The organism is Pantoea sp. ACRSC, assembly GCF_022346785.1.
Classification (GTDB): domain Bacteria; phylum Pseudomonadota; class Gammaproteobacteria; order Enterobacterales; family Enterobacteriaceae; genus Pantoea; species Pantoea alvi.
Window position 1 is genome coordinate 40,085 of record NZ_JAKRNN010000023.1, and the last position, 25,942, is coordinate 66,026.

At 60.2% G+C, this 25,942-nt stretch carries 26 protein-coding genes; 13 read left to right on the plus strand and 13 right to left on the minus strand.

The window, feature by feature from the left end; translation table 11 throughout:
- The first annotated feature begins 127 nt into the window (after positions 1 to 127).
- Both eat and MHZ97_RS18575 read left to right on the plus strand, forming a co-directional pair.
- Positions 128 to 1,492, plus strand: a complete 1,365-nt coding sequence (gene eat, locus MHZ97_RS18570; RefSeq protein WP_239315366.1) for an ethanolamine permease — start codon at positions 128 to 130, stop codon at positions 1,490 to 1,492.
- 54 nt (positions 1,493 to 1,546) lie between these two features.
- The gene (locus MHZ97_RS18575) at positions 1,547 to 2,887 is read left to right on the plus strand and encodes an aspartate aminotransferase family protein (RefSeq protein ID WP_103794663.1); all 1,341 of its coding nucleotides are present in this window, start codon (positions 1,547 to 1,549) and stop codon (positions 2,885 to 2,887) included.
- Positions 2,888 to 2,949: 62 nt separating this feature from the next.
- Here MHZ97_RS18575 and exbD read toward each other — a convergent pair whose 3' ends face one another.
- Positions 2,950 to 3,372: a TonB system transport protein ExbD gene (gene exbD / locus MHZ97_RS18580; protein WP_103794662.1), complete on the minus strand. Its 423-nt coding sequence runs from the start codon at positions 3,370 to 3,372 to the stop codon at positions 2,950 to 2,952.
- A gap of 4 nt (positions 3,373 to 3,376) precedes the next feature.
- Entirely contained in the window at positions 3,377 to 4,102 is a 726-nt protein-coding gene (gene exbB / locus MHZ97_RS18585; protein ID WP_199187294.1) for a tol-pal system-associated acyl-CoA thioesterase, read from the minus strand.
- Positions 4,103 to 4,453: 351 nt separating this feature from the next.
- On the opposite strand from exbB, the gene MHZ97_RS18590 reads away from it, so the two are divergent.
- The 5 genes from MHZ97_RS18590 (at position 4,454) to MHZ97_RS18610 (ending at position 9,370) form a co-directional block, all read left to right on the plus strand.
- Positions 4,454 to 5,431: a TRAP transporter substrate-binding protein gene (locus MHZ97_RS18590; RefSeq protein WP_239315365.1), complete on the plus strand. Its 978-nt coding sequence runs from the start codon at positions 4,454 to 4,456 to the stop codon at positions 5,429 to 5,431.
- A gap of 46 nt (positions 5,432 to 5,477) precedes the next feature.
- Positions 5,478 to 5,984 (plus strand): TRAP transporter small permease, encoded by a 507-nt coding sequence (locus MHZ97_RS18595; protein WP_239315364.1) that lies wholly within the window; start codon positions 5,478 to 5,480, stop codon positions 5,982 to 5,984.
- 9 nt (positions 5,985 to 5,993) lie between these two features.
- Positions 5,994 to 7,280 carry a TRAP transporter large permease gene (locus MHZ97_RS18600; RefSeq protein ID WP_239315363.1) on the plus strand — a complete coding sequence of 429 codons (1,287 nt, stop codon included), beginning with the start codon at positions 5,994 to 5,996 and terminating at the stop codon, positions 7,278 to 7,280.
- A 131-nt stretch (positions 7,281 to 7,411) separates the two neighbouring features.
- Complete coding sequence (gene metC / locus MHZ97_RS18605; RefSeq protein ID WP_239315362.1) at positions 7,412 to 8,602, plus strand: cystathionine beta-lyase; 1,191 nt, start codon at positions 7,412 to 7,414, stop codon at positions 8,600 to 8,602.
- 105 nt (positions 8,603 to 8,707) lie between these two features.
- Positions 8,708 to 9,370 carry a DedA family protein gene (locus MHZ97_RS18610; RefSeq protein ID WP_103794656.1) on the plus strand — a complete coding sequence of 221 codons (663 nt, stop codon included), beginning with the start codon at positions 8,708 to 8,710 and terminating at the stop codon, positions 9,368 to 9,370.
- Positions 9,371 to 9,380: 10 nt separating this feature from the next.
- Here MHZ97_RS18610 and MHZ97_RS18615 read toward each other — a convergent pair whose 3' ends face one another.
- Positions 9,381 to 10,289, minus strand: coding sequence for an AraC family transcriptional regulator (locus tag MHZ97_RS18615; protein WP_103794655.1), 909 nt, complete (start codon positions 10,287 to 10,289; stop codon positions 9,381 to 9,383).
- A 194-nt stretch (positions 10,290 to 10,483) separates the two neighbouring features.
- Between MHZ97_RS18615 and dkgA the strand changes: the two genes are divergently transcribed.
- A complete protein-coding gene (gene dkgA / locus MHZ97_RS18620) occupies positions 10,484 to 11,308 on the plus strand; it encodes a 2,5-didehydrogluconate reductase DkgA (RefSeq protein WP_103794654.1) in 825 nt (274 codons plus the stop codon).
- A 57-nt stretch (positions 11,309 to 11,365) separates the two neighbouring features.
- On the opposite strand, the gene ftsP is transcribed toward dkgA, so the two are convergent.
- From ftsP to MHZ97_RS18640, 4 genes are all read right to left on the minus strand, one after another.
- The gene (ftsP, locus tag MHZ97_RS18625; protein WP_239315361.1) at positions 11,366 to 12,796 is read right to left on the minus strand and encodes a cell division protein FtsP; all 1,431 of its coding nucleotides are present in this window, start codon (positions 12,794 to 12,796) and stop codon (positions 11,366 to 11,368) included.
- Between the two features lie 128 nt (positions 12,797 to 12,924).
- Complete coding sequence (locus tag MHZ97_RS18630) at positions 12,925 to 13,662, minus strand: 1-acylglycerol-3-phosphate O-acyltransferase (RefSeq protein ID WP_103794652.1); 738 nt, start codon at positions 13,660 to 13,662, stop codon at positions 12,925 to 12,927.
- A 46-nt stretch (positions 13,663 to 13,708) separates the two neighbouring features.
- The gene (parC, locus tag MHZ97_RS18635; protein ID WP_239315360.1) at positions 13,709 to 15,982 is read right to left on the minus strand and encodes a DNA topoisomerase IV subunit A; all 2,274 of its coding nucleotides are present in this window, start codon (positions 15,980 to 15,982) and stop codon (positions 13,709 to 13,711) included.
- 130 nt (positions 15,983 to 16,112) lie between these two features.
- Positions 16,113 to 16,880 carry a transporter substrate-binding domain-containing protein gene (locus MHZ97_RS18640; protein WP_239315359.1) on the minus strand — a complete coding sequence of 256 codons (768 nt, stop codon included), beginning with the start codon at positions 16,878 to 16,880 and terminating at the stop codon, positions 16,113 to 16,115.
- Between the two features lie 159 nt (positions 16,881 to 17,039).
- Here MHZ97_RS18640 and MHZ97_RS18645 point away from each other — a divergent pair, with 159 nt between their 5' ends.
- On the plus strand, positions 17,040 to 17,618 hold the full coding sequence (locus MHZ97_RS18645; RefSeq protein WP_239315358.1) for an NAD(P)H-dependent oxidoreductase: 579 nt from the start codon (positions 17,040 to 17,042) through the stop codon (positions 17,616 to 17,618).
- Between the two features lie 32 nt (positions 17,619 to 17,650).
- Positions 17,651 to 17,959 (plus strand): putative quinol monooxygenase, encoded by a 309-nt coding sequence (locus MHZ97_RS18650; protein WP_103794648.1) that lies wholly within the window; start codon positions 17,651 to 17,653, stop codon positions 17,957 to 17,959.
- A 52-nt stretch (positions 17,960 to 18,011) separates the two neighbouring features.
- Here the strand turns inward: MHZ97_RS18650 and MHZ97_RS18655 are convergent, their stop codons facing one another.
- The 6 genes from MHZ97_RS18655 to nudF form a co-directional block, all read right to left on the minus strand.
- Positions 18,012 to 18,911, minus strand: a complete 900-nt coding sequence (locus MHZ97_RS18655) for a LysR substrate-binding domain-containing protein (protein ID WP_103794647.1) — start codon at positions 18,909 to 18,911, stop codon at positions 18,012 to 18,014.
- Positions 18,912 to 18,986: 75 nt separating this feature from the next.
- On the minus strand, positions 18,987 to 20,882 hold the full coding sequence (gene parE / locus MHZ97_RS18660; RefSeq protein WP_239315357.1) for a DNA topoisomerase IV subunit B: 1,896 nt from the start codon (positions 20,880 to 20,882) through the stop codon (positions 18,987 to 18,989).
- Between the two features lie 47 nt (positions 20,883 to 20,929).
- Positions 20,930 to 21,511 carry an esterase YqiA gene (yqiA, locus tag MHZ97_RS18665; RefSeq protein ID WP_103794645.1) on the minus strand — a complete coding sequence of 194 codons (582 nt, stop codon included), beginning with the start codon at positions 21,509 to 21,511 and terminating at the stop codon, positions 20,930 to 20,932.
- Between the two features lie 3 nt (positions 21,512 to 21,514).
- Complete coding sequence (cpdA, locus tag MHZ97_RS18670; RefSeq protein ID WP_103794644.1) at positions 21,515 to 22,342, minus strand: 3',5'-cyclic-AMP phosphodiesterase; 828 nt, start codon at positions 22,340 to 22,342, stop codon at positions 21,515 to 21,517.
- 45 nt (positions 22,343 to 22,387) lie between these two features.
- Positions 22,388 to 22,813, minus strand: a complete 426-nt coding sequence (locus tag MHZ97_RS18675) for a DUF1249 family protein (protein ID WP_103794643.1) — start codon at positions 22,811 to 22,813, stop codon at positions 22,388 to 22,390.
- Positions 22,810 to 23,445: an ADP-ribose diphosphatase gene (gene nudF / locus MHZ97_RS18680; protein ID WP_103794642.1), complete on the minus strand. Its 636-nt coding sequence runs from the start codon at positions 23,443 to 23,445 to the stop codon at positions 22,810 to 22,812. Before nudF ends, MHZ97_RS18675 begins: the two co-directional genes overlap by 4 nt.
- On the opposite strand from nudF, the gene MHZ97_RS18685 reads away from it, so the two are divergent.
- From MHZ97_RS18685 to MHZ97_RS18695, 3 genes are all read left to right on the plus strand, one after another.
- Complete coding sequence (locus tag MHZ97_RS18685; RefSeq protein WP_239315381.1) at positions 23,354 to 23,635, plus strand: hypothetical protein; 282 nt, start codon at positions 23,354 to 23,356, stop codon at positions 23,633 to 23,635. The two genes, nudF and MHZ97_RS18685, sit on opposite strands and share 92 nt — an antisense overlap.
- 24 nt (positions 23,636 to 23,659) lie before the next feature.
- The gene (tolC, locus tag MHZ97_RS18690; RefSeq protein WP_103794641.1) at positions 23,660 to 25,126 is read left to right on the plus strand and encodes an outer membrane channel protein TolC; all 1,467 of its coding nucleotides are present in this window, start codon (positions 23,660 to 23,662) and stop codon (positions 25,124 to 25,126) included.
- 141 nt (positions 25,127 to 25,267) lie between these two features.
- The gene (locus MHZ97_RS18695) at positions 25,268 to 25,939 is read left to right on the plus strand and encodes a DUF1190 family protein (protein ID WP_103794640.1); all 672 of its coding nucleotides are present in this window, start codon (positions 25,268 to 25,270) and stop codon (positions 25,937 to 25,939) included.
- Positions 25,940 to 25,942: the final 3 nt, after the last annotated feature.

A 25,942-nucleotide genomic window follows, 5' to 3' on the forward strand; every position in this document is an offset into this window, starting at 1 on the left:
CAACTTGACCCCAGCCGACGAGTTTCTGTTTTCTGCGGTCAAGTTTTTCTCTCGCCGCTGTGTCCATCATCTACCCGTCAGCTTTTTAGGCATCGCCTTTCACTTTACACAGACGGGGAACGCAGTGATGAAAGAGAAACTGAAACCCACTCTGGGCACCCTGCAACTCTGGGGTATCGCCGTGGGACTGGTTATATCGGGAGAGTACTTTGGCTGGAGCTATGGCTGGGGCGCCGCCGGCACCCTGGGCTTTCTGGTGACCACCCTTTTTGTCGCCGCTATGTATAGCTGTTTTATCTTCAGCTTTACCGAACTCACGACCGCCATTCCACAGGCAGGCGGCCCTTTTGCCTACAGCCGCCGGGCCTTCGGCGACACCGGCGGGTTGATTGCCGGCATCGCCACCCTGATCGAGTTTGTGTTCGCTCCCCCGGCTATTGCGATGGCGATAGGTGCCTACCTCAACGTGCAGTTTCCAGAGGTGAACCCCAAACTTATCGCGGTCTGCGCCTACGCCATCTTTATGGGCCTCAACATTGTCGGCGTCAGCATTGCGGCCACCTTTGAGCTGCTGGTCACCTTGCTGGCGGTGATTGAACTGCTGGTGTTTATGGGCGTGGTGGCGCCAGGCTTCAGCCTGACAAACTTTGTCGCTCACGGCTGGGCGGGTCAGACGTCATTCTCGCTGGCCGCGGTCTCCGGCATGTTTGCCGCTATTCCGTTTGCCATCTGGTTCTTCCTGGCGATTGAAGGGGTAGCGATGGCGGCCGAAGAGGCCAGAGAGCCGCGCCGCACTATTCCGCGCGCCTATATCAGCGGCATTTTAACCCTGGTGGTGCTGGCGATTGGCGTGATGGTGTTTGCCGGCGGCGCGGGCGACTGGCGCACGCTGTCGGGCATTAACGATCCCCTGCCGCAGGCGATGAAAATGCTGGTGGGCAACGATTCACGCTGGATGCATATGCTGGTCTGGATTGGGCTGTTCGGCCTGATCGCCAGTTTTCACGGCATTATCATGGGCTATTCCCGCCAGTTCTTTGCGCTGGCGCGCGAGGGCTATTTGCCGCCGTCGCTGGCGAAGCTGTCGCGCTTTAACACCCCGCACCGGGCGATTCTGGCGGGCGGCGCGATCGGTATCCTCGCCATTTTTTCCGACGGCATCAGCTTTCAGGGCATGAGCCTGACCGCGGCGATGATCACCATGTCGGTATTTGGTGCCATCGTCATGTATATCATGAGCATGCTGAGCCTGTTTAAGCTGCGCCGCTCGGCGCCGACGCTGGCGCGCAGCTACCGTGCGCCCGGTTATCCGCTGATCCCGGCCTTTGCCCTGTGCGGCGCGGCGATCTGCCTGATAGCGATGCTGTGGTTTAACCCGCAGATCGGCGCGCTGTTTGTCGGGCTGATGGTGGCGGGCTATCTCTATTTTCTTACCACCCAGTCCCGCCGCGGCGCGATTGCGCAGACCTCTGTGGCCGCAGAAACCGACTAACGCTTATATCAGCCCGGCTGCCCAGCCGGGCAGCACCAGCAGCAAGGAGTTACGATGACGGTACGTTCAACCATTATGGATACCAACAGCTTTCGTGCTGAGCACGCGGAGAGGCTCTCCCCGGCGATTCGCCAGCTGACCGATAAGCGCAGCCAGGTGCTGGGCGAGTCCTATCGGCTGTTTTACCGCAATCCGGTTCATCTGGTACGCGGACAGGGGCAGTATCTGTGGGACAAGGCGGGCAATCAGTATCTGGATATGTACAACAACGTTGCCAGCATTGGCCACTGCCATCCGGCGGTGGTGGACGCCGTGCATAAGCAGATGATGCAGCTGAATACCCACACCCGTTATCTGCACGAGTCGATCCTGGCGTACAGCGACCGCATTCTGGCCACCCTGCCCGCTGAAATCGATCGGGCGATGTATATGTGTACCGGATCGGAGGCGAACGATCTGGCGATCCGCATTGCCCAGTGCTGGAGCGGCGGCACGGGGATTATCGTCTCAAAAGAAGCCTATCACGGCACCAGCGCGCTTACCTCCGGCGTCTCGCCCGCGCTGGGCAGCGGTCAGCCGCTTTCTCCCACCACCCGGCTGGTGGCGCCGCCCGATTTCTACCGCATCCAGACGGCGGATCAGGGGGCGTGGTTCGCGCAGCAGATCCAGATGCAGATCGACGATATGAGCGCGCACGGCATTAAGTTTGCCGGCTTTCTTGCCGACTCGATCTTCTCGTCAGATGGCGTGCTTCCCGGCCAGCCCGGCTTTTTAAAGCAGGCGATTGAGGTGGTGCATCGAAACGGCGGGATCTTTATTGCTGACGAAGTGCAGCCCGGCTTTGCCCGCACCGGCGAGGCCTTCTGGGGCTTTGCCCGACACGGGGTGGTTCCCGATGTGGTGACCACCGGTAAGCCGATGGGCAACGGCATTCCGGTATCGGGACTGATGGCGAAGGCGCCGGTAATGGCGGCGTTTAGCGATAAGCTGCCCTACTTTAATACCTTTGGCGGCAACCCGGTCTCTATGGCGGCGGCGCATGCGGTGATGGATGTTATTGAGCAGGAAGCGCTTCAGGCCCACAGCCTGAAAACCGGCGCCGCGCTGCTGGCGGCCCTGCAATCCTTGCAGGCGACCTATCCGTGCATCGGTGAGGTGCGCGGCGCTGGCCTGTTTATCGGTTTTGAACTGGTGACGGACAGGGAGAGCAAGCAGCCCGATAAAGGTCTGGCGCTCGATCTGGTGGAGGCGCTGCGCGAGGAGTTTGTGCTGACCTCCGTCGCCGGCCCCTACGGCAACGTGCTGAAAATCCGCCCGCCGCTCTGTTTCCAGGCGCAGGATATCGACTGGGTGGTCAGCGCAATGGACCGCTGCCTGCGCAAATTACAGCAGTAGACCCGACGCGCGAGCCAACAAAAAGGGCAGCCCTGAGGCTGCCCTTTTCCCACGCGCGGCCTTTACTTCGCCGCCGTTTCCATGCCCATCAGGCCGATCTTGAGATAGCCCGCGCCGCGCAGCTTATCCATCGCGCTCATCAGGGTTTCATAGTCGACTGACTTATCAGCCTGGAAGAAGATGGTGGTCTCTTTGTTGCCCTCGGTCTGGCTGTTCAGCACGCTCACCAGCGTTTCCGGCGTCACCTGCTCATTGCCGATATAGAACTGCTTGTCCGCTTTGATCGACAGATAAACCGGCTTCTCCGGCCGCGGCTGCGGTGCGCTGGTAGAGGCGGGCAGATTAACGCGAACATCCACGGTCGCCAGCGGCGCGGCCACCATAAAGATGATCAGCAGAACCAACATAACGTCGATAAACGGCGTAACGTTGATCTCATGCATTTCGCCATCGGTTTCCAGATCGTCGTTTAATCGCATCGCCATAAACTTAACCTACGCGCAATTTCTGAGCGGCCGGGCGAGCTTCCGCGCTTTTCGCGTTCAGGTTGCCCAGGTCGATATCGCGGCTCTGCAGCAGCAGAATCTGCGCGGCCACATCCCCCAGCGACGCTTTATAACTGGCGATCATGCGCGCAAAGACGTTATAAATCACCACCGCCGGAATCGCTGCCACCAGGCCGATAGCCGTTGCCAGCAGCGCTTCAGCGATGCCTGGCGCAACCACCGCCAGATTGGTGGTCTGCGTCTGCGCAATGCCGATAAAGCTGTTCATAATGCCCCATACCGTTCCGAACAGGCCGATAAACGGCGCAACGGAACCGATAGTGGCGAGAAAACCGTTGCCGCGGCCGGCGTGGCGGCTAAAGGCGGCGACGCGGCGCTCAAGGCGAAAGCTGGTGCGCTCTTTAATGCCGTCGGTATCTTCGACGCCCGCCGAAAGCGCAATCTCGTTTTGGGCATCATTCAGCAACGCCGCGCTGTGGCTGTGGCTCTTGAACTGTCCGGCGGCGCGGGCGGCGTCGCCCAGGCTGCGGGCTTCGCTCAGCGCCTGCTGCTCGCTTTTCAGTCGACGTTTCGCTGCGCTAAGCTCGGCAAACTTTCCGAAAAAAATAGCCCAGGTCACCACCGACGCCAGCAACAGGCCGATCATTACCACTTTTACCACGATATCAGCATGTTGATACATGCCCCAAACGGAGAGGTCCGTTTGCATCAAATCACTGGCTACCACGCTGCGTCTCCAACTTCATATGCAGGAATAATGGATAAGCGCGAATAATAGCAAAAAAACGGCGAATTGATAGTAGTTCTCATTAGTATTTACAAACAGAGCGCCCGGCTCAGCGGGCTGCTGACGCCATTTTATGACAATTTTCCAGCGCCATTTCAGAAATGTGATTTCCCATATAAATTTATTAAAACAACGTTTCAAAATGTGAGCTTGTTCATTCAATCAGCATTGCCGCATTTTCAGCCAGCGCGATTTGCCTATTCTGGCAGCACGCGGGCCGCTTCCTCTGCCGCTTATACCTGTGCCCTCCTCTACCTGCTGGAGAAAAAAATAATGAGCATGAATAAATGGATCCTTGCCGTTTCCGTCTGCGCTGCGCTCGGCCTGAGCGCGGCGCCAGCGTCGGCGAAGGTATTAAAAGTGGCGGAGGTGCAGCCCGCTGGCTACCCCACCGTCGTGGCGCTGCAGCATATGGGCGACAAGCTCAGGCAGGCCACCAACGGTCGGCTGGAGATGAAAGTCTACGCCGGCGGCGTGCTGGGCGACGAAGATCAGACGCTGCAGCAGGTGCAGCTCGGCGCCATCGATATGATCCGCGTTTCGCTGGCACCGGTCACCACGATCGCGCCGGAAACCAGCGTGCTGACGCTGCCCTATATCTTTCGCGACGTCGATCATATGCACAAGGTGCTGGACGGTGAGGTCGGCAAAGAGATCGTCGACAAGTTCGAGGCGGACGCCAACGCGCGCATGATCTTTCTCGGCTGGACCGATGCGGGCGAGCGCAACATGATCACCAAAAAGCCGCTCGGCAAGCCGGAAGATCTCAGGGGGATGAAAATCCGCGTGCAGAACAGCGCCATCTCGCTGGCGACGCTGAAAGCGATGGGCGCTAATCCGGTGGCAATGGGCGTCAGCGAAGTCTTCAGCGCCATGCAAACCGGCGTGGTGGACGGTACGGAAAACAACCCGCCAACCTTTGTCGCCCACAACTACCTGCCGGTAACCAGGTACTACACCCTGACCGGCCACTTTATCCAGCCGGAAATGATCCTCTTCTCTAAAGCGTCGTGGGCGCGCCTGTCGCCGGAAGATCAGACGCTGCTGAAAAAGCTCGGCAAAGAGGCGCAGGATGAAGAGCGCCAGCTCTGGGCGACCTATACCCAGCAGTCGATTGAGAAGATGAAGGCGGGCGGCGTGACCTTTCAGGAAACCGACAGAGAGTATTTCATCAAAGCCACGCAGCCGGTGCGCGATCAATTTGGCGGCAAGTATCAGGATCTGATGACGCAGATCGCCGACGTTAACTAACCCCTCGCCGCCGCGCCTTCCGCGCGGCGTTATTCAGGTAACGCATATGAACCGATACTCTCGTCTGATGGATGGGCTCTATCTGCTGTGCATGGCGATCGCTGCCGTCGCGCTGTTGATTATGGTGACGGTGATCCCCATCGGCATTTTCGCCCGCTACGTCCTCAACGGCGCGCTGGCCTGGCCCGAGCCGGTCGCCATCGTCTGCATGATTATTTTTACCTTTATCGGCGCGCCGGTCGGTTTCCGCGCCGGTACCCATATCTGCGTCTCAATGGTGACCGATCGCCTCTCGCCCGCCGCGCAGCGGCGGATGCTGCGCCTGTGCGATCTGCTGATGGTGGCGACCTGTTTGATCATCTTCCAGGCGAGCTACAACCTCTGCGTGGCGATGTGGGTGCAGCCGCTCGCCGCGCTGCCTGCGGTGACCTACGGCGAGATGTATCTGCCGATCCCCGCTGGCGCGCTGTTTACTCTGCTGTTTGTTGTTGAGCGGCTGCTGAACGGCGATCAAAGCCAGCGGCCGGTGGTGGTTTTAGGCGGCACACATTAAGGAGCGACCATGGACGCATTGATGTTGATCGGCAGCCTGGTAGTGCTGCTGCTGTTGGGGTTTCCCGTCGCCTTCGCCGTGGGCCTCAGCGCCTTTATCGGCGCATGGTGGATCGATCTGCCGCTGGAAGCGGTGATTATTCAGATCACAAACGGCGTAAATAAGTTCTCGCTGCTTACCATCCCCTTCTTTATCCTGGCGGGCGCGATTATGGCGGAGGGCGGCATTGCGCGGCGGCTGGTTAACTTCGCCTATATCTTTGTCGGCTTTATTCGCGGCGGGCTGTCGCTGGTGAATATCGTCGCCTCGACCTTTTTCGGCGCGATTTCCGGCTCGTCGGTCGCGGATACCGCCTCGATCGGCTCGGTGATGATCCCGCAGATGGAGCAGAAAGGCTATCCGCGCGACTTCGCGGCGGCGGTGACAGCCAGCGGCTCGGTGCAGGCGGTGCTGACGCCGCCGAGCCATAACTCGGTGATCTATTCGCTGGCGACCGGCGGCGTGGTCACCATCTCCTCGCTGTTCGTCGCCGGGATCTTTCCCGGCCTGCTGCTGGGGCTCTGCCTGATGGTGATGTGCCTCGCCTTCGCGCGCAGGCGCGGCTATCCCAAAGGGGAGCGCATTCCGTTTCGCCAGGCGGTGAAGATTTTCGTCGACGCCTTTTGGGGCCTCTTTACCATCGTCATTATTCTTGGCGGCATACTCTCCGGCATCTTCACCGCGTCGGAGTCGGCGGCGATCGCCTGCCTCTGGGCCTTCTTCGTTACCATGTTTATCTATCGCGACTTTAAGTGGAGCCAGCTGCATATCCTGCTGTTCCGCACCATTAAGACGGTGACCATCGTGATGGTGCTGATCGCCTTCGCGGCGGGCTTCGGCGCGGTGATGACCTTTATGCAGCTGCCGACCATTATTACCGACGCCTTTACCAGCCTGTCGGATAATAAGTACATTATTCTGATGTGCATCAACCTGCTGCTGCTGGTGATTGGCACGCTAATGGATATGGCGCCGATTATCCTGATCCTGACGCCCGTGCTGCTGCCGGTGGCGACCGCGCTCGGCATCGATCCGGTACACTTCGGCATGATCATGATGACCAACCTCGGCATCGGGCTGATTACCCCGCCGGTGGGCACGGTGCTGTTTGTCGCCAGCGCGGTGAGCAAGCAGAAGATCGAGCAGGTGGTGGGCGCGATGCTGCCCTTTTACGGCCTGCTTTTTATCGTGCTGATGCTGATCACCTATATCCCGGCGATTTCGCTCTGGCTGCCGCGTCTGATGGGGGTGATGTAACCGGTAGAAAGGCGGCGCGCCGCCGCCTTTCCGCTAGCGGGCAGGTTCTGAATATCAGGATTTGGGGTCAACCCTGACCGGCAATTCGTGGTAACGTGAAGGCTTTGTAGCAGGCGGCAGGGCAGACACGAATGACGACCAAAAAAATCGATACCACCTTAGTCAGCGCGGGGCGCAGCAAACGTTACACGCAGGGCGCGGTCAACAGCGTGATCCAGCGCGCCTCGTCGCTGGTGTTCGATAGCGTTGCCGATAAAAAGCGCGCCACGGCGGGACGCGCCAGCGGCGAACTCTTCTATGGTCGCCGCGGCACCCTGACCCACTTCTCGCTGCAGGAGGCGATGACCGAGCTGGAAGGCGGCGCGGGCTGCGTGCTCTATCCCTGCGGCGCGGCGGCGGTGGCAAACGCCATCCTCTCGTTCGTCGACGCGGGCGATCATGTGCTGATGTGCGGCGCGGTCTATGAGCCGACGCAGGACTTCTGCACCAAAATTCTCAGCAAGCTCGGCGTCGCCACCACCTTCTACGATCATACCCTCGGCAGCGAAATCGGCGCGCTGGTGCGCCCGGAAACCCGCGTGGTGTTTCTCGAGTCGCCCGCCTCTATCACCATGGAGGTGCAGGATATTCCGGCGATTGTCGCGGCGGTGCGCGCCAGGGCGCCAGAGGCGGTGATCATCATGGATAACACCTGGTCAGCGGGCTTTTTCTTCAACGCGCTGGCGCACGGCGTCGATATCTCGATTCAGGCGGGCACCAAATATCTTATCGGCCACAGCGACGCGATGATCGGCACCGCGGTGGCAAACGCCCGCTGCTGGGAGCAGCTGCGCGAGAACTCCTATCTGATGGGCCAGACGGTGGACGCCGACAGCGCCTATATGGCGAGCCGCGGCCTGCGCACCCTTGCTACTCGCCTGCGTCAGCATGAGGCGAGCGCGCTGCAGGTGGCGGAGTGGCTGGCGATGCGGCCGGAAGTGGCACGCGTTAACCATCCGGCGCTGCCTGAGAGCAAAGGCCACGCCTTCTGGAAACGCGACTTCAGCGGCAGCAGCGGCCTGTTCTCGTTCGTGCTGCATGAAAAACTCAGCGGCGAAAAACTGGCGCATTACCTCGATCGCTTCCACCATTTCAGCATGGCCTACTCGTGGGGCGGCTATGAATCGCTGATTCTGGCGAATCAGCCGGAAGAGCTGGCGGCGATCAGGCCAGCGGGCGGCGTCGACTTTGACGGCACCCTGGTGCGTCTGCATATTGGCCTGGAGCATGTCGACGACCTGATTGACGACTTAACGGCGGGTTTTGCACGCCTGACACAGTAGAAACTTAAACGGAACCTCAACCACGCCATGGCGTCCGGCCGCAGATCAAATCTCGCTGTCGGATTGCCGCTAAAATAGATTCCTTGTGACTCGATGGGATAGCAGATGAGTGTTTTACACGAGATTGTTCATGCGCTCTGGCATCAGGACTTCGCCGCGCTGGCCGATCCAAATGTGGTTTGGGTAGTTTACGGCGTCATGTTTCTGACGCTGTTTCTGGAGAATGGCCTGCTTCCCGCCTCTTTTCTGCCGGGCGACAGCTTACTGCTGCTGGCGGGCGCGATGGTCGCCAAAGGGGTAATGGATTTTATCCCCACCATGGTGATCCTCACTACCGCCGCCAGTCTCGGCTGCTGGCTGAGCTACCTTCAGGGACGCTGGCTCGGCAATACGCGCCTGGTCAAGAGCTGGCTTATGCACCTGCCAGCGCAATATCACCAGCGCGCGTGGCAGCTGTTTAACCGCCACGGCCTGATGGCGCTGCTGGTGGGCCGCTTTCTGGCATTCGTCCGCACCATTCTGCCAACCATGGCGGGCATCTCCGGCCTGCAGAGCGGCCGCTTTCAGCTGTTTAACTGGCTGAGCGGACTGCTGTGGGTGGCGATCGTGGTGGCGTTTGGCTACGGCATCAGCCAGGTGCCCTTTATTAAACGCCACGAAGATCAGGTGATGGCGATCCTGATGGTGCTGCCGATGGTGCTGCTGTTTGTCGGCCTCGCGGGCAGCATCCTGGTGATCTGGAAAAAGCGTCGGCAAAAGCAGGCGTGATCGCGCGGCGTCAGGCCTGCGGCTCCGCCACCGTCTGACGCACGCGACTAATCTCCTCTCCCGGCGTCACGCCGAAATAGCGCTTAAACTCCCGTGAAAACTGCGATGGGCTTTCGTAGCCCACGCGCACCGCCGCCGCGCTCGCCTTTAGCCCGTCATGCAGCATCAGCAGCCGCGCCTGATGCAACCGGTAGCGCTTCAGGTACTGCAGCGGCGAGGTTTGCGTCACCGCCTTGAAGTTGTGATGAAACGCCGAGACGCTCATGTTTACCTCTGCCGCCAGCGCATCGACGCTGAGATTCTCCGCATAGTGGTTTTCAATACGGCGCAGCGCGCGGGCAATCTGGCTGAACTGGGTCTGGCGGCTCACCAGCGACAGCAGCGCGCCGCCCGTCGGCCCGGTCAGCACGTAGTAGATAATCTCCCGCACGATCTGCGGCCCCAGCACGCGCGCGTCGCGCGGATGCACCATGACGTCCAGCAGGCGCTCCGCCGCGCACAGCATCGGCTCGGTCAGCCAGGCGGAGTGAATGCCAGAGGTTTGCGGCTGCGGCTGGAAATCTTCGTCATCGCCAATCTCAATCAGCAGATCCTGCAGGGTGGCGGTATCCACCGTCAGAAACATGCCGGCGACCGGCTCCTCCGGCGACGCCCAGGTTTCGCATTCAACCGGCAGCGGCACGGTGAGCATCAGATATTTGGTGGCGTCATAGGTAAAAACGGTGCTGCCGAGATAGCCGGTTTTGCTGCCCTGAAACAGAATCACGATACCGGGCAGGTACATCATCGGCGTGCGCGGCTGATATTGATTAAGGTAGATCAGGTTGACGTTTTGCACCGGACAAAGGCGGTTGCGTCCATGGGTCATTAGGGTCACGACCTGGTTCGCCAGGTGCTGACACAAAGCTTCGTGCGCCATGCATATCTCTCGCAGGGTAAAAAAACCAGTCTGTCAGGCTGCTGCGAAATCCGCCACTGAAATGGAGAAACAGGCAAGACTTACGCAGGATCAGGCAGAGCGGGAAACGGAATTGCCGCCCACAATAAAAACGGGGGCAGGTTTGTTGACTAGACTTAAGCCTCACAGGTTCACTGCAACAGAAAGGAGCACGTATGGCAGATCAACCGATTATCAAACTGCACGACGGCAATATGATGCCGCAGCTGGGGCTTGGCGTATGGCAGGCGAGCAATGAAGACGCCCACCGCGCCGTACTTAAAGCGCTGGAGGTGGGCTACCGCTCGATCGACACCGCCGCTGCCTATAAAAACGAAGAGGCGATCGGCCAGGCGTTACAGGACACCGATGTGCCGCGCGAAGAGATTTTCGTCACTACCAAGCTGTGGAACGACGATCAGCAGAATGTGCAGCAGGCGATGGAGACCAGCCTGAAAAAACTGCAGCTGGAGCAGGTCGATCTCTATCTGATGCACTGGCCGTGTCCGGAAAAAGATCGCTACGTCGACGCCTGGAAAGAGATGATCAAGCTGCAGCAGCAGGGGCTGACCAAAAGCATCGGCGTCTGTAACTTCCATGAAGCGCACCTGAAGCGCCTGCTGGATGAAACGGGCGTCTCGCCGGTGGTCAATCAGATCGAGCTGCACCCGATGCTGCAGCAGCGCACGCTGCACGCGTGGAACGCCATGCATCAGATCCAGACCGAATCCTGGAGCCCGCTGGCGCAGGGCGGCGAAGGGGTGTTCGATCAGGAGATTATCCGCCAGCTGGCGAAGAAATATGGCAAAACCCCGGCGCAGATCGTTATTCGCTGGCATCTCGACAGCGGGCTGGTGGTGATCCCGAAATCGGTAACGCCTGAGCGTATCGCGGAGAACTTCGCGGTGTTCGATTTCCGCCTGGAGAAGACCGAGCTGAGCGAGATTGCGAAGCTGGATCGCGGCAACCGCCTGGGGCCGGATCCAGAAACCTTCAACTAACGGCTGATGGCTATGCGCGCTGTCCTGACGGGCAGCGCGCCCTTCCCGCCTGAAGCGTTACGCCGTCGGCTGCACCAGCAGCTGTCCCGCCGTGCCGAGATCGGCCAGCTCCAGCGTCTGGCTGTAGTAGACAAAGGGGAAGTGATCGGAAGAGCTTTGCGGAAAACTCACCAGCAGCTCGACCTCGCCATCCACCCAGACGGTATCTTTCCAGCCGCGATCTTCGCCCATCGGCTGCGCGCCGTTGACGCTTTTGATCAGGAACATCGCCCCCTGAATATGCATCGCCTGCGGCCGATCGGCGCGCAGGATCCAGCGTTCGAAGGTGCCCTGCTGCGCGGTGGTGTCAATGCGGTTCAGATCCCACTGCGCGCCGTTGATGCCCGGCATATCATCGCCGATGCGGAATTCGCGCGTGCGCGTCGCCATGCCGTCGAGGATCTGATCCGCCAGCAGACGCATCGGCAGATTATCGGTCACCAGCGGCAGCAGGCCGGTCGGACGCAGCGTCAGCACCAGCGTGTTGGTCAGGATAGATGAGGGCTCAAACAGGCCGCGCAGGCGGTCCATAATGCCCGCCGCCGTGCCTGCGCTAATCGACACCTCGTCGCCCTGCGACATATCGATCAGCACTTCGCGGCGCTCGCCAGGGGCGAGTGAGAGCTGCTGCACCGCCACCGGTGCGGGCAGAAAGCCCTGATCGCTGGCGATAACGGTAAAGGGACGGTTATCGCTCAGCACCAGCTGGTAGCGCCGCGCGTTCGAGGCGTTGAGCAGGCGCAGGCGCACCCAGCCGCGCGACACCTCAACAAAGGGATTCTGCGCGCCGTTGACCAGCAGCACGTCGCCGAGAAAGCCGCCGTCGTGGGGCGGATCGTAGGCGGGCGTGCCGAAATTATCGAGGCGCTTATCCTGAATAATCAGCGGGAAGTCGTCGACGCCATAGTGGCGCGGCAGCGGCAGCTGCTTGCTTACCTCATCCTCAATAAGCCACATGCCCGCCAGACCGTTATAGATGTGCGGCGCCATGCGGTTCGGCGTGCTGGCGTGATACCAGCAGGTGGCGGCGTTCTGGCGGATCGGCAGCACCGGCGCCCAGTCGACGCCGGCGGACATCATGCGCGGCGCGCCGCCCATCAGCGCGCCCGGCACCTGCAGCCCGCTGACGGTCATCGCCACCGGCTCGTTAAGGCGGTTGCTGTAGATCAGCTTAACGTCGTCGCCGCTGTAGACGCGCACCGTTGGGCCGAGATAGAGCCCGTTGACGCCCCATACCGGCACTTTGTTACTGTCGCCGAGAAAGGACCAGTGGCTGCGCATCAGCGTCAGAAAGATCGGCTGACCGCGACGCGATTCAATAAGCGGCGGCACCGGCAGCGGCGTATCGCCACCGGGAGCGGAGGCGGCGCGCGCCGCTGAAGGCAAGAGACCTGCGCTAAGCGCAGCACCAGCAGAAAGCTGGATAAACTGTCGTCTGCTGAAAGACATAGAACGTCAAACCCTTTACGCGTGGCGCCTGCGCGCCAGCCCATTGTTATTCTTTATTGCTGTGTTGCGTCGCGGCGGGCAGAGCGCGCCGCGTGCATCCGTGCGGGTGCCGGCCAGAGGCTGGCCGGTCAGAGTTTACCGCTTTTTTCGCGCGCTTCGACTTCGGCGTTGAGCGCTTCCAGTTTTTCCATCATCAGTTCACGACAGTGGGTGGCCAGCTTGCGCACCGACTGCGTGGTGTAACCGCTGGTGTCGACCGGCGGCAGCATCTCAACGATCACCAGACCGTTTTTCAGGCGGTTAAGGTTGATCTTGCCGTGCGTGTTGGAGACCACGATAGGAATAATGGGCACGCCTGCCGCCACGGCCGCATGAAAGGCGCCGGTTTTAAACGGCAGCAGACCGCGTCCGCGGCTGCGCGTGCCTTCCGGGAACATCCAGAACGAGATGCGCTTCTTTTCAAACTGCTCGACCAGCTGGCCGATGGTGCCGTGTGCCTTTGAGCGGTTGTCCCGGTCGATCAGCAGGTTGCCGGTCAGCCAGTAGAGCAGGCCGAAGAACGGCACCCACAGCAGGCTTTTTTTGCCGACCGTTACGGTGGTCGGCTGGACGATCTTCGCCGCCGTGATCATGTCGTAGTTGTTCTGGTGGTTGGCGATATAGATAGCGTTGCCGTAATGGGCCGCCTCGGCGGGTTTACGCACCTCCACCTTGATGCCGAACACGCCGGAGAGACGGCCGAAGAGATGGCCGAAGGTCGCGACGTGGCGCGGATTGCGCGGCGAAAACAGACACCAGATGCAGCCAAAAACACAAACCAGGATCGAGTAAATCACCACAAAGATGGTGCGCAGTACTAGTAACATATATCCCTCATTATGGCGCGGCGGAGAGCAACCTCCGCCGCGTTGCTCAGGCTTCGCCGTCTTCGCTGACGGCACGCGCTGGGGCATCCAGCTCTACCTTGTCGATACGCTGCAGGCCGCGCGGCAGCAGCGTGCCGCGACGTCCACGGTCGGCGCGGAATTTTTGCAGCTCTTCGCTGCGCAGCACCAGCTTGCGCTTGCCGACGTAGAGCGTGACCGCGCTGCCCGGCGGCAGGATCAGCAGCCAGGCGAGCTTATCGTTGCCCGCCGCGGCGTCCGCTGCCGGAATAGAGATAATCTTGTTGCCCTTGCCTTTCGACATCTGCGGCAGCTCGCCAACCGGGAACATCAGCATCCGTCCCGCCTGGGTGATCGCCAGCAGCATGTCATCTTCGTGATGCACCACCATCGGCGTCATCACGCGCGCGTTTTCCGGCAGCGTCAGCAGCGCTTTACCGGCGCGGTTGCGCGACACCAGATCGGCGAAGGTGCAGATAAAGCCGTAGCCGGCGTCGGAGGCCATCAGCAGCTTCTGATCGTCCGCCTCCATCAGCACCTGCTCCACTACCGCACCCGGCGGCGGCGTCAGCTTGCCGGTCAGCGGCTCGCCCTGCCCGCGCGCCGACGGCAGCGAGGTCGGATCGAGCGTATAGCTGCGTCCGGTGGAGTCGATAAAGGCGACCGGCTGATTGCTCTTGCCGCGCGCCGCCGCCAGATAGCTGTCGCCCGCTTTATAGCTCAGCCCCGACGGGTCGATATCGTGGCCTTTGGCGCTGCGCACCCAGCCCATCTGCGACAGGACGATGGTGACCGGCTCAGACGGCACCAGTTCGTTTTCGCTCAGCGCTTTGGCCTCTTCACGCTCGTGGAGCGGCGAACGGCGATCGTCGCCATAGGCGGCGGCGTCGGCCTGCAGCTCTTTCTTCAGCAGGGTGTTCATCTTGCGCTCGGAGGCAAGGATCGCCTGAATCTGGTCGCGCTCTTTCTCCAGCTCGCTCTGCTCGCCGCGGATCTTCATCTCTTCCAGCTTCGCCAGGTGGCGCAGCTTCAGCTCCAGGATCGCTTCCGCCTGGGTTTCGCTGATGCCGAAGCGCGATATCAGCACCGGCTTAGGCTCGTCCTCGCTGCGGATGATATGGATCACCTCGTCGATATTGAGGAAGGCGACCAGCAGGCCCTCAAGAATGTGCAGACGACGCAGCACGCGCTCAAGGCGATGATTCAGACGACGCTTTACGGTGTCGCGGCGGAACACCAGCCATTCCGACAGGATCTCCAGCAGGTTTTTCACCGAGGGACGGTTGTCGAGGCCGATCATATTGAGGTTAACGCGGTAGCTCTTCTCGAGATCGGTGGTGGCGAACAGGTGGTGCATAACCTGATCGAGATCCACCCGGTTCGAGCGCGGCACGATCACCAGACGCGTCGGGTTTTCGTGATCCGACTCGTCGCGCAGATCTTCCACCATCGGCAGCTTTTTATTGCGCATCTGAGCGGCGATCTGCTCCAGCACGCGCGCGCCGGAAACCTGGTGCGGCAGCGCGGTGATCACCACCTCGCCATCCTCTTTTTTCCATACCGCGCGCTGGCGCACAGAGCCGCGGCCGGTCTGGTAAATTTTGCGGATCTCGTCGCGCGGCGTAATGATCTCCGCCTCGGTGGGATAATCCGGGCCCTGCACGATATCCAGCAGCGCGTCGAGGCTGGTGTTTGGCTTATCGATCAGGGCGATGGCCGCCTGCGCCACTTCGCGCAGGTTATGAGGCGGAATGTCGGTCGCCATGCCGACGGCGATGCCGGTGGTGCCGTTCAGCAGGATATTCGGCAGCCGCGCAGGCAGCATTTTCGGCTCCTGCATGGTGCCGTCGAAGTTCGGCACGAAGTCCACCGTGCCCTGGCCCAGCTCGCCGAGCAGCACTTCCGCATATTTGGAAAGACGCGATTCGGTGTAGCGCATCGCCGCGAAGGATTTCGGATCGTCAGGCGCGCCCCAGTTGCCCTGGCCATCCACCAGCGGATAGCGATAGGAGAACGGCTGCGCCATCAGCACCATCGCTTCGTAGCAGGCGCTGTCGCCGTGCGGATGGTATTTACCCAGCACGTCACCCACGGTACGCGCCGATTTCTTGAATTTGGCGCTGGCGTTCAGGCCGAGTTCCGACATGGCGTAAATGATTCGGCGCTGTACCGGCTTCAGACCGTCGCCGATATAGGGCAAGGCGCGGTCCATGATGACGTACATCGAGTAGTTCAGGTACGCGTTTTCGGTAAATGTGTGCAGGGCAAGACGCTCTGCACCATCCTGCGTCAATTCACTCATTAAATTTTATCCTCACTTCGTGTCCCGCAATGGCGAAACACCCGGCGGTTATTTGGCGAGGATAGTACCTTAATCGCCACAATTAGTCACAGGGGAAGCGCAGTGCGGCGTGCGATTGCGGGCCGCCTAATCAGCGCGCCACGCCCATCCACTGCGCGGCAATACGCGCATATTCGCCGGTGGCGGTCGCCAGGTGCAGCCACTGATCGATATAGGCTTTCCAGCTCATATCGTCGCGCGGGATCATATAAGCCTTTTCGCCATACTGCAGCGGCGCCTGCGGGTTAAGGGCGCAGAGCTGCGGATAGCGCTGCTGCTGGTAGAGCGCTTCGGAGGCGTCGGTGATCATCACGTCGGCCTTGTTATCCACCAGCTGCTGGAAAATCGTCACGTTATCGTGGAACAGGGTCAGCGTTGCCTGCGGCAAATGGCTGTGGACAAAGGCTTCGTTGGTGCCGCCCGCCGGCTCGATCACCCGCACCGCCGGGGCGTTAAGCTGCGCGAGGGTGCCATATTTCGCCTTGTCGGCGCAGCGCACCAGCGGGATCTTGCCGTCGACGCCGAGCGGCTGGGCGAACCAGGCGATCTGCTGACGCTTCAGCGTGACCGACACGCCGCCCAGCGCGATATCGCACTGCTTCTGTTTGAAATCCTGCGAGAGGGTTTTCCAGCTGGTCGGCACCCAGCTGATTTTTGCGTCCAGGCTGGCGGCCAGCGACTGCGCCATGCTGATATCCAGCCCCTCGTACTGGCCGTCGGGGCGCAGATAGGTGTAGGGCTTGTAGTCGCCGGTGGTGCAGACCCTGAGGGTTTTGCTGGCGAGGATCTGATCCAGACGGGAGTCCGCCTGCGCGACGCCGCTGGCGAGCAGCAGCGCGCTGATAAGGTATATGCGCATTGTTCTTCTTCTGTATGGCGTGATGAGTGTCAACGAAGTGTGTCATAAGCCGCTGGATTATTGCTTCCAGCGCAAAAGTCTTGTGATCTGAATCCCATTTTTCCGCCGCCGCCGAGGGCGTAAAGTAGCGCTCTATTGCAACACACATGAGATTAGCGAATGAATATTCTTATTATTGACGGCGGTAAAACCTTCGCCCACTCCAAAGGCGAGCTGAACCATACTCTGACTGACGTTGCGGTCAGCCAGCTGCGCGACCTGGGCCATCAGGTCAACGTGACCCTGGCCGACAGCGACTATGTTATTGCCGACGAAGTGCAGAAGTATGTCGACAGCGACGTGGTGATCTACCAGATGCCGGGCTGGTGGATGGGCGAACCCTGGACGGTGAAGCGCTATATCGACGAGGTCTTTACCGAAGGCCACGGCTCGCTCTACGCCAGCGACGGCCGCTCGCGCGCTGATGCCAGCAAAAAATATGGTTCGGGCGGTCTGCTGCAGGGCAAAAAATATATGCTCTCCCTGACCTGGAACGCGCCGCTGGAGGCCTTTACCGATCCCGATCAGTTCTTTGAAGGCGTCGGCGTCGACGGCCTCTATCTGCACTTCCATAAGGCGAACCAGTTCCTCGGCATGGCGCCGCTGCCGACCTTTATCTGCAACGACGTTATCAAGATGCCGGACGTGCCGCGCGATATCGCGCGTTATCGGACACATCTCAACGAGATCTTTGCTTAACTGAAAGCGGACCCGCAAACAAGGAGACGGACATGCTAACGGTAGTGGCTGAAATTTGTATTAAACCAGGACATCGCAATAAAGTGCTGGAGGCGATCAAGGCGCTTATTCCATCGGTGCTGGCCGAAGAGGGCTGCCACCAGTACGACGCGCTGGTCGATCATCAGGCGCAGGTGCCGTGGAAGCAGAATTCGCCCGACTCTGTTTTTATGCTGGAACAGTGGGAATCGCTGCGCCACCTGGAGCAGCATCAGCAGATGCCGCACATGGAAGCGCATCGTGAAAAGATCAAAGACGACGTGCTGGACGTGAAGATTATGGTGCTGGAACCCACCGCCTGATCTCAACCCCTTGTTATGCGCCGCGCGCCTCAGGACGCGCGGCTTTTTTTTGTCAGAAGCGCGCCTGTGCGGCGATCTCCTGATGAAGGAAGTCGAGAAAGCAGGTAATGCGCGAGGCCAGCTCCGCGTTGCGGTAGTAAACCGCATGCACGGGCAGCCTGACGTCGTGCGTCTGCTGCACCAGAACCTCCTGCAGCCGACCGGCGGCGAGATCCTGATGGCTGACGAAATCCGATATGCGCGCAATCCCCTGGCCCGCCAGGGCGAGCTGGCGGATGATTTCACCGCTCGAGGCGGCAATGGTCGGCTGAATGCGCAGCAGCTCCCCTTCGCGCTGCCAGACCGGCCAGACGTTGTGCATCTCCAGCTGGCTAAAGCCGATCAGCTGATGCTGCGCCAGCGCCTCGACGCTCTGCGGTTCGCCATACTTCTGCAGATAGGCCGGACTGGCCAGCAGCCGCACCCGGCTGCTGCCGAGCATGCGGGCGCGCATGGTGGAGTCCCGCAGTTCGCCGATGCGAATAGCGATATCGGTCTGCTGCTCCAGCAGATCGATCACAATGTCGTCGGTATTAAGCTCGAGCTGGATCAGCGGATAGCGCTGCCGAAACGCGCCGATCAGCGGCACGATAACGTGCTGCATAAAAGGAGCGGCGGCGTTGATGCGCAGGCGGCCTGACGGCGTTTCCCGGCGTCGGGCGATCTGCTCTTCCGCCTGTTCAACAGAGAGCAGGATCTGGCGCGCGTGAGTCAGAAAAAGCTGCCCCTCTTCGGTCAGGGCCAGCCGCCGCGTGGTGCGGTGCAGCAGGGTGCTGTTGAGTTTGGCTTCGAGGCGGCTCAGGGCGCGGCTCACGCCTGAACTGGTTTGATCCAGCAGCTCTGCCGCCGAGGTAATGGAACCGCAGTCCGCAACCGCCACCAGCACGCGCAGCTCTTCCAGCGTGACTTTCATCATCTACTCCGGCGAGCGGCGGACGCGCCATTCAGGCCGCAGCCCGGAATGGCGCGCCGCGCCGCAGCGCGATGATTACACTTCGATATCGGCCATATCGCCTTTTTCCTGCAGCCAGTTGCGGCGATCTTCCGAACGCTTCTTGGCCAGCAGCATATCCATCACGCGCAGCGTCTGCTCAATGTCGCCCTCGTCCACCGTTAACTGCACCAGGCGGCGCGTATTGGGGTCGAGGGTGGTCTCGCGCAGCTGCAGCGGGTTCATCTCGCCCAGCCCTTTAAAGCGCTGCACGTTCGGCTTGCCCTTCTTGCGCTTCAGCTGCTCCAGCACGCCCTCTTTCTCATCTTCGTCGAGGGCGTAATAGACCTCTTTACCGAGATCGATACGGTAGAGCGGCGGCATCGCGACGTAGACGTGGCCACCTTTCACCAGCGAGCGGAAGTGCATCACAAACAGCGCGCACAGCAGCGTGGCGATATGCAGGCCGTCCGAGTCAGCATCGGCGAGGATACAGATCTTGCCGTAGCGCAGCTGGCTGAGATCGTCGCTGTCGGGATCGATGCCGATCGCCACGGAGATGTCATGCACCTCCTGCGACGCCAGCACTTCGTCAGACGAGACCTCCCAGGTGTTGAGGATCTTGCCCTTCAGCGGCATGATCGCCTGATATTCGCGATCGCGCGCCTGCTTGGCGGATCCGCCTGCGGAATCCCCTTCCACCAGGAAGAGTTCGGTTTTATTCAGATCCTGCGCGGTGCAGTCCGCCAGCTTGCCCGGCAGCGCCGGCCCGCTGGTAAGCTTTTTGCGCACCACTTTTTTCGCCGCGCGCATACGGCGCTGCGCGCTGGAGATCGCCAGCTCCGCCAGCTGCTCCGCCGCCTGCACGTTCTGATTCAGCCACAGGCTGAAGGCATCCTTTACCACCGCCGAGACGAAGGCGGCGCACTGGCGAGACGACAGACGCTCTTTGGTCTGCCCGGCAAACTGCGGATCCTGCATCTTCACCGACAGCACGTAGGCGCAGCGATCCCAGATATCTTCCGCCGAGAGCTTCACGCCGCGCGGCAGGATATTGCGGTATTCGCAGAACTCGCGCATCGCATCGAGCAGCCCCTGACGCAGGCCGTTGACGTGCGTGCCGCCCTGCATGGTCGGGATCAGGTTGACGTAGCTTTCGGTCAGCAGCTCGCCCCCTTCCGGCAGCCACAGCAGCGCCCAGTCCACCGCTTCCTTCTCGCCGGAGAAGCTGCCGACGAACGGTTTTTCCGGCAGCGTTGGCAGCCCGTTGACCGCTTCGCACAGGTAGTCGGTCAGGCCATCTTCGTAGCACCAGCGCTGTTCGGTATTGTTGACCTTGTCTTTAAAGAGGATCTCCACGCCGGGGCAGAGCACCGCCTTGGCCTTCAGCAGATGGGAGAGGCGGGAAACCGAAAAGCGCGGGCTGTCGAAGAAACTCTCGTCAGGCCAGAAGTGTACGCTGGTGCCGGTGTTGCGTTTCGCCACCGTGCCAGTTTTGGTCAGCTCCTGCACTTTCTCACCGTTCTCAAACGCGATGTTGTAGATCTCGCCGTTGCGGCGCACGGTGACCTCTACCCGCTTCGACAGGGCGTTGACCACGGAGATGCCGACGCCGTGCAGGCCGCCTGAGAACTGATAGTTTTTGCTGGAGAACTTGCCGCCCGCATGGAGACGGCAGAGGATCAGCTCGACCGCAGGCACGCCCTCTTCCGGATGGATATCCACCGGCATGCCGCGTCCGTCATCGATAACTTCCAGCGACTGATCGGCGTGCAGAATCACTTCGACCCGTTTGGCATGGCCCGCCAGCGCCTCATCGACGCTGTTATCAATAACTTCCTGACCCAGATGGTTAGGGCGCGTCGTATCGGTATACATGCCGGGACGACGGCGAACCGGCTCAAGGCCAGTCAGAACCTCAATAGCATCCGCGTTATAGCTTGATTGACTCATGATAAATTTCTAATCAGAAGCGTGAAATTATGTGCAATTTCCGCGAGTTAGTCGTGATTCAGACCCAGAAAGTCCAGAATCTGCGGGAAATAGCGCTCGAATCCAGTAAACGCATGATTGCCGCCCTGCTCTACCGTTTGTCGGCACGCGCTGTAGTAGTCGAGCGCCTGGCGGTAATCAAGCACTTCGTCGCCCGTTTGTTGCAGCAGCCAGAGTAAATCGGGCGCTTCCAGCGGGTCAATCTGCATGACTTTCAGATCGTAAATGTGGCGAGACTCTAACACATATTGCTGGCCCGTGTAGGGATTCTGGTTGACCCCAAGGTAATCCGCCAGCAGCTCAAAAGGACGCACCGCCGGATTGACCACCACGGCGGGCAGCATAAAACACTGGGAGAGCCAGGTGGCGAGATAGCCCCCCAGCGAAGAGCCAACCAGGCCAAGAGGCTGGCCGCTCAGGGCCATCACTTTCTCCTCCAGCAGCGCGGCGGCCTCGGCGGGAAAAGCGGGCAGCTGCGGCACGATAACCTCAATATGCGGATGCGTCGCCGCCATCCACTGCTGCAGCTGCGTCGCCTTGGCGGAGCGCGGCGAGCTGTTGAAACCGTGCAGATAGAGCAGCGCCGCCATGCGTCAGTATCCGTCCGAGTCCAGGTCCGGGCGGAACGCGTCGGTTTGCAGCCGTTCGACTTCGGTCGCAAAAGATCCGTCTGGATAGAGGGTAAACCAGCGCCAGCCGGGGGCAACGGTGTCGATGGTAAAGCTGGTGCAGTGCGGTTTGAACTGCACGCAGGTCGAGGGCGTTGCCAGCACGCGGCGGCCGCGCCAGTCGAGATCGAGCTCCTGATGGATATGGCCGCACACCAGGGTGCGCGCCAGCGGATAGTGTTGCAGCACCGCGTCAAGCTGATGGGAATTGCGCAGGCTGTGCTGATCGAGCCAGGTGCAGCCGCTCGCCAGCGGATGATGGTGCAGCACCACCAGCGTGTGGCGCTGCGGATAGCGAGCCAGCGTCTTCTCCAGCCACTCCAGCTGATAGTCGCTCAGCATGCCGTGCGGCACCCCGAACACCTGGCTGTCGAGCATCACCAGCTGCCACTGGTCGCCGAGCAGCACATGCTTGTGGGCGGCGAGCTTCGCCTCGGCCAGGGTGTCGACCATCGCCGGCTGGAAATCGTGATTGCCCGGCAGCCAGACGCAGGGTTTCGGCAGACGCGCGATGCCCTCAGCGAAGTGCTGATAGGCTTCGACAGAGTGATCCTGAGCGAGATCGCCGGTGGCGATAATCAGATCGTACTCGCGCTGCTGCGCCGCAATGGCGTCCAGCACCGCGTCATAACTCGCCCAGGTATTCACGCCCAGCAGCGATTCATTTTTTCCAGCGAAAAGGTGGGTGTCCGTGATTTGCAAAATCCTGATCCCGGCCCCATTCGCCGCAGGAAGTGTTAGCAGGCTATCCAAAGCGTTTCCTTCGTCTCCACGCCGAATAATGCATTATCTGTGCGATCAGCAGACCGGCTCCGCCATCGCGCCCTGCGCCAGGCAGTAGCGCAGCCAGTCTGCCAGAAACTGGTTGATTTGATGTTTCTCGTCGCGCTGATGCAGTTTTTTATTAGGATAATCATAGCGCGCTTTAAAGCGATAGATCTGCTGCGTTGAACACACTTCGGCTACCAGCGCGTCATGATAGAGCCGCACCGACATGGAAGGCAGGCTCCAGTAGCTGACGGTCGGCGCCACCTGGCGGATTTCCACCAGCGTGGTGTAGCGCGTGGACTCTTCTATGGTCAACTGATAGCGGGCGCCCTTTACCTGATAGACCACCGACGCGCCGGCCTCGTCGCTGCGCGGCAGCAAACGACGCAGCTGAACGAAATTGGTTTCGCAGAGCCGCATCATTTCGGGGAAATCAGGGATATAGCGCTGTTTCATTTTAGCTTCCACTCTTCTCGTAGTTTTTCATGGTGCAACGCCAGCCATTGCAGGGCGATGACAGACGCCGCGTTGTCGATAATCCCCTCTTCCACCCAGCGGTAAGCCTGTTCGCGGCTGACCACATGCACAAGAATATCCTCATTCTCTTCCTCCAGACCGTGGCATCCTTTTGCCAGGCTGGCATCCACTTCTCCCACCAGGATCGACAAGCGCTCGCTGGTGCCGCCAGGGCTGGCGAGATAGTTTAACACGGGTTTAACCCGACCGACGTTCAGCCCCGCTTCTTCTACGGCTTCGCGTCGCACCACCTCTTCGGCGCTTTCGTTGGGCTCGATAATCCCCGCCACCATCTCCAGCAGCCAGGGCGTTTCGCTAACGTCAAAGGCGGGAATGCGGATCTGTTCGATCAGCACCACTTCGTCGCGTAGAGGATCGTAGGGTAGCAGTACCGCGGCGTGTCCACGCTCAAAAACTTCGCGCACCACCTCGCCACTCATTTCGCCATTAAAACGGCGGTGGCGAAACCGGTAGCGAACAATGGAAAAAAAACCTTTCCAGGCGGTTTCGCGTGCAATAATTTCTACATCGTTTTTTGTAAAAGTCACTGGGGAAGTTTTTTCGCCGCTCATCGTCGGGCTCCTTATGCAGATTGGGACGGAGCGGCTAAAAGCCAACCCTGAGGCTCCATCCGAGTGGTTCTTTCTGAATTATTTACGTAAATTAGGGGGAGAAGGCACGTTCAGCCAACTTATCTCACAGTCGCACTCTGCTAGAATCTGCGATTATTTTTTGGCTTATCCGGCAGCGCTACCCCTGTAATTTGCTGCAACAAAAGGAATGCAAATGAAAAAACTGCTCCCACTTCTCATTGGGCTGAGCCTGGCCGGTTTCAGCCTTGCTAGCCAGGCAGAGGATCTGCTGCAGGTCTATCAACAAGCGCGTCTGAGCAACCCGGATCTGCGCAGCTCCGCAGCCACACGCGACGCCGCCTTTGAAAAGATCAATGAAGCACGCAGCCCTTTGTTGCCTCAGTTAGGTTTAGGCGCGGATTACACCTATAGCAACGGTTATCGCGACAGCAGCGGCCTTCATTCCAACACGACCAGCGGATCGCTGCAATTAACTCAGACCATTTTCGATATGTCGAAATGGCGCAACCTGACGCTGCAGGAAAAAACTGCCGGCATTCAGGATGTCACCTATCAGGTCGCCCAGCAGGATTTAATCCTGAATACCGCCACCGCCTATTTCAACGTGTTAAAGGCGATCGACACCCTTTCCTATATCGAAGCGCAAAAACAGTCGATCTATCGCGAGCTGGATCAGACCACGCAGCGCTTTAACGTTGGCCTGGTGGCGATCACCGACGTGCAGAACGCCCGCGCCCAGTATGACAGCGTGCTGGCCAATGAAGTGACCGCGCGCAACAACCTCGACAATATGGTTGAGACGCTGCGTCAGATTACCGGCAATGACTACCTTGCGCTGGCGTCGCTGAATATCGACCGCTTTAAAACCACCAAACCGGATGCGGTCAGCGCGCTGCTGAAGCAGGCGGAGAGCCGTAACCTGAACCTGCTGTCGGCGCGTCTGAACCAGGATTTGGCACGCGAGCAGATCCGCTACGCTGAAACCGGCCATATGCCGACGCTGGATTTAACCGCGTCAACCGGCCTTTCCAACAGCAAATATGGCGGCAGCCGCGCCAATCAGAGCGCGGGCAGCACCGACTCCATCACCGGTACCAACCAGGTGGGTCTGAGCTTCTCGCTGCCGCTCTACAGCGGCGGCGCGGTCACTTCGCAGGTGAAGCAGGCGCAGTATAACTACGTCAGCGCCAGCGAGCAGCTGGAGAGCGCGCATCGCTCAGCCGTGCAGACCGTGCGCTCCTCATATAACAACGTCAACGCCTCCGTCAGCAGCATCGAAGCCTACAAACAGGCGGTGGTGTCTGCGCAAAGCTCGCTGGACGCTATGGAAGCGGGCTATCAGGTCGGCACGCGCACCATCGTCGACGTGCTGGACGCAACCACAACGCTCTACAACGCCAAGCAGCAGCTCTCCGACGCGCGCTACAGCTACCTGATCAACCAGCTCAATATCAAATATGCCCTGGGCACGCTGAACGAGCAGGATCTGCAGCAGCTTAACAGCCAGCTCGGCAAAGAGATTTCGACGTCGCCGGAAAGCGTCGCGCCGGAAAACCCGCAGCAGACCGCGCGCGTTGACAACGGCCCGTCGGCAGAGCCAGCGGCTCCTGCGGCGCGTCCCGTCACTCAGCGCAGCAGCGGCAATCCATTCCGTAACTAATCCTCAACGGGCCGCTTTGCGGCCCGTCTCTCCGTTAAACGTATAACAACGTAAAGATCCTTTCCGCATCAGGCCCTCAGCTTCATTTTCCACCAGCGATCCCCTATCCTGAGCATCACCTTTGGGCACAGGATGAGAACGATGAAACGGACAAAAAATATCCGCCATGCCGCTTTTCGTAAAAGCTGGCAGGCACGCCATTTAACGCCGGTTGCACTGGCCATCGCCGCGGTATTTACCCTGGCGGGCTGCGAAAAGAGCGACGAAACGGTGTCGTTGTATCAGAATGCGGATGACTGCAGTAAGGCCAATCCGGGCCAGAGCGCGCAGTGCACTACCGCCTACAATAACGCGCTGAAAGAAGCGGAGCGCACCGCACCGAAATACGCCACGCGCGAAGACTGCGTGGCGGAATTTGGTGAGAACCAGTGCCAGCAGGCACCGGCGCAGGCTGGCGTCGGCACCACGCAGAACGCCGAAGCGCAGCAGAGCGGCAGTTTCTGGATGCCGCTGATGGCGGGCTATATGATGGGCCGCCTGATGGGCGGCGGCGCAGGCTTCGCTCAGCAGCCGCTCTTCTCGCCGCGCACCCCGAACAGCCCGGCAAACGGCCAGTTTGTTGACGCCTCGGGTAAAAACTACGGCGCCGCCACCTCCGGCCGCACCATGAACGTACCGAAAACCGCGCTGGCGCCGAAACCGGCCACCACCACGACCATTACGCGCGGCGGCTTCGGCGAAACGGTAGCGAAGCAGAACAGCATGGCGCGCAGCAGCGCCACCGGCACCTCCAGCCGTTCGCTGGGAGGCTAAAGC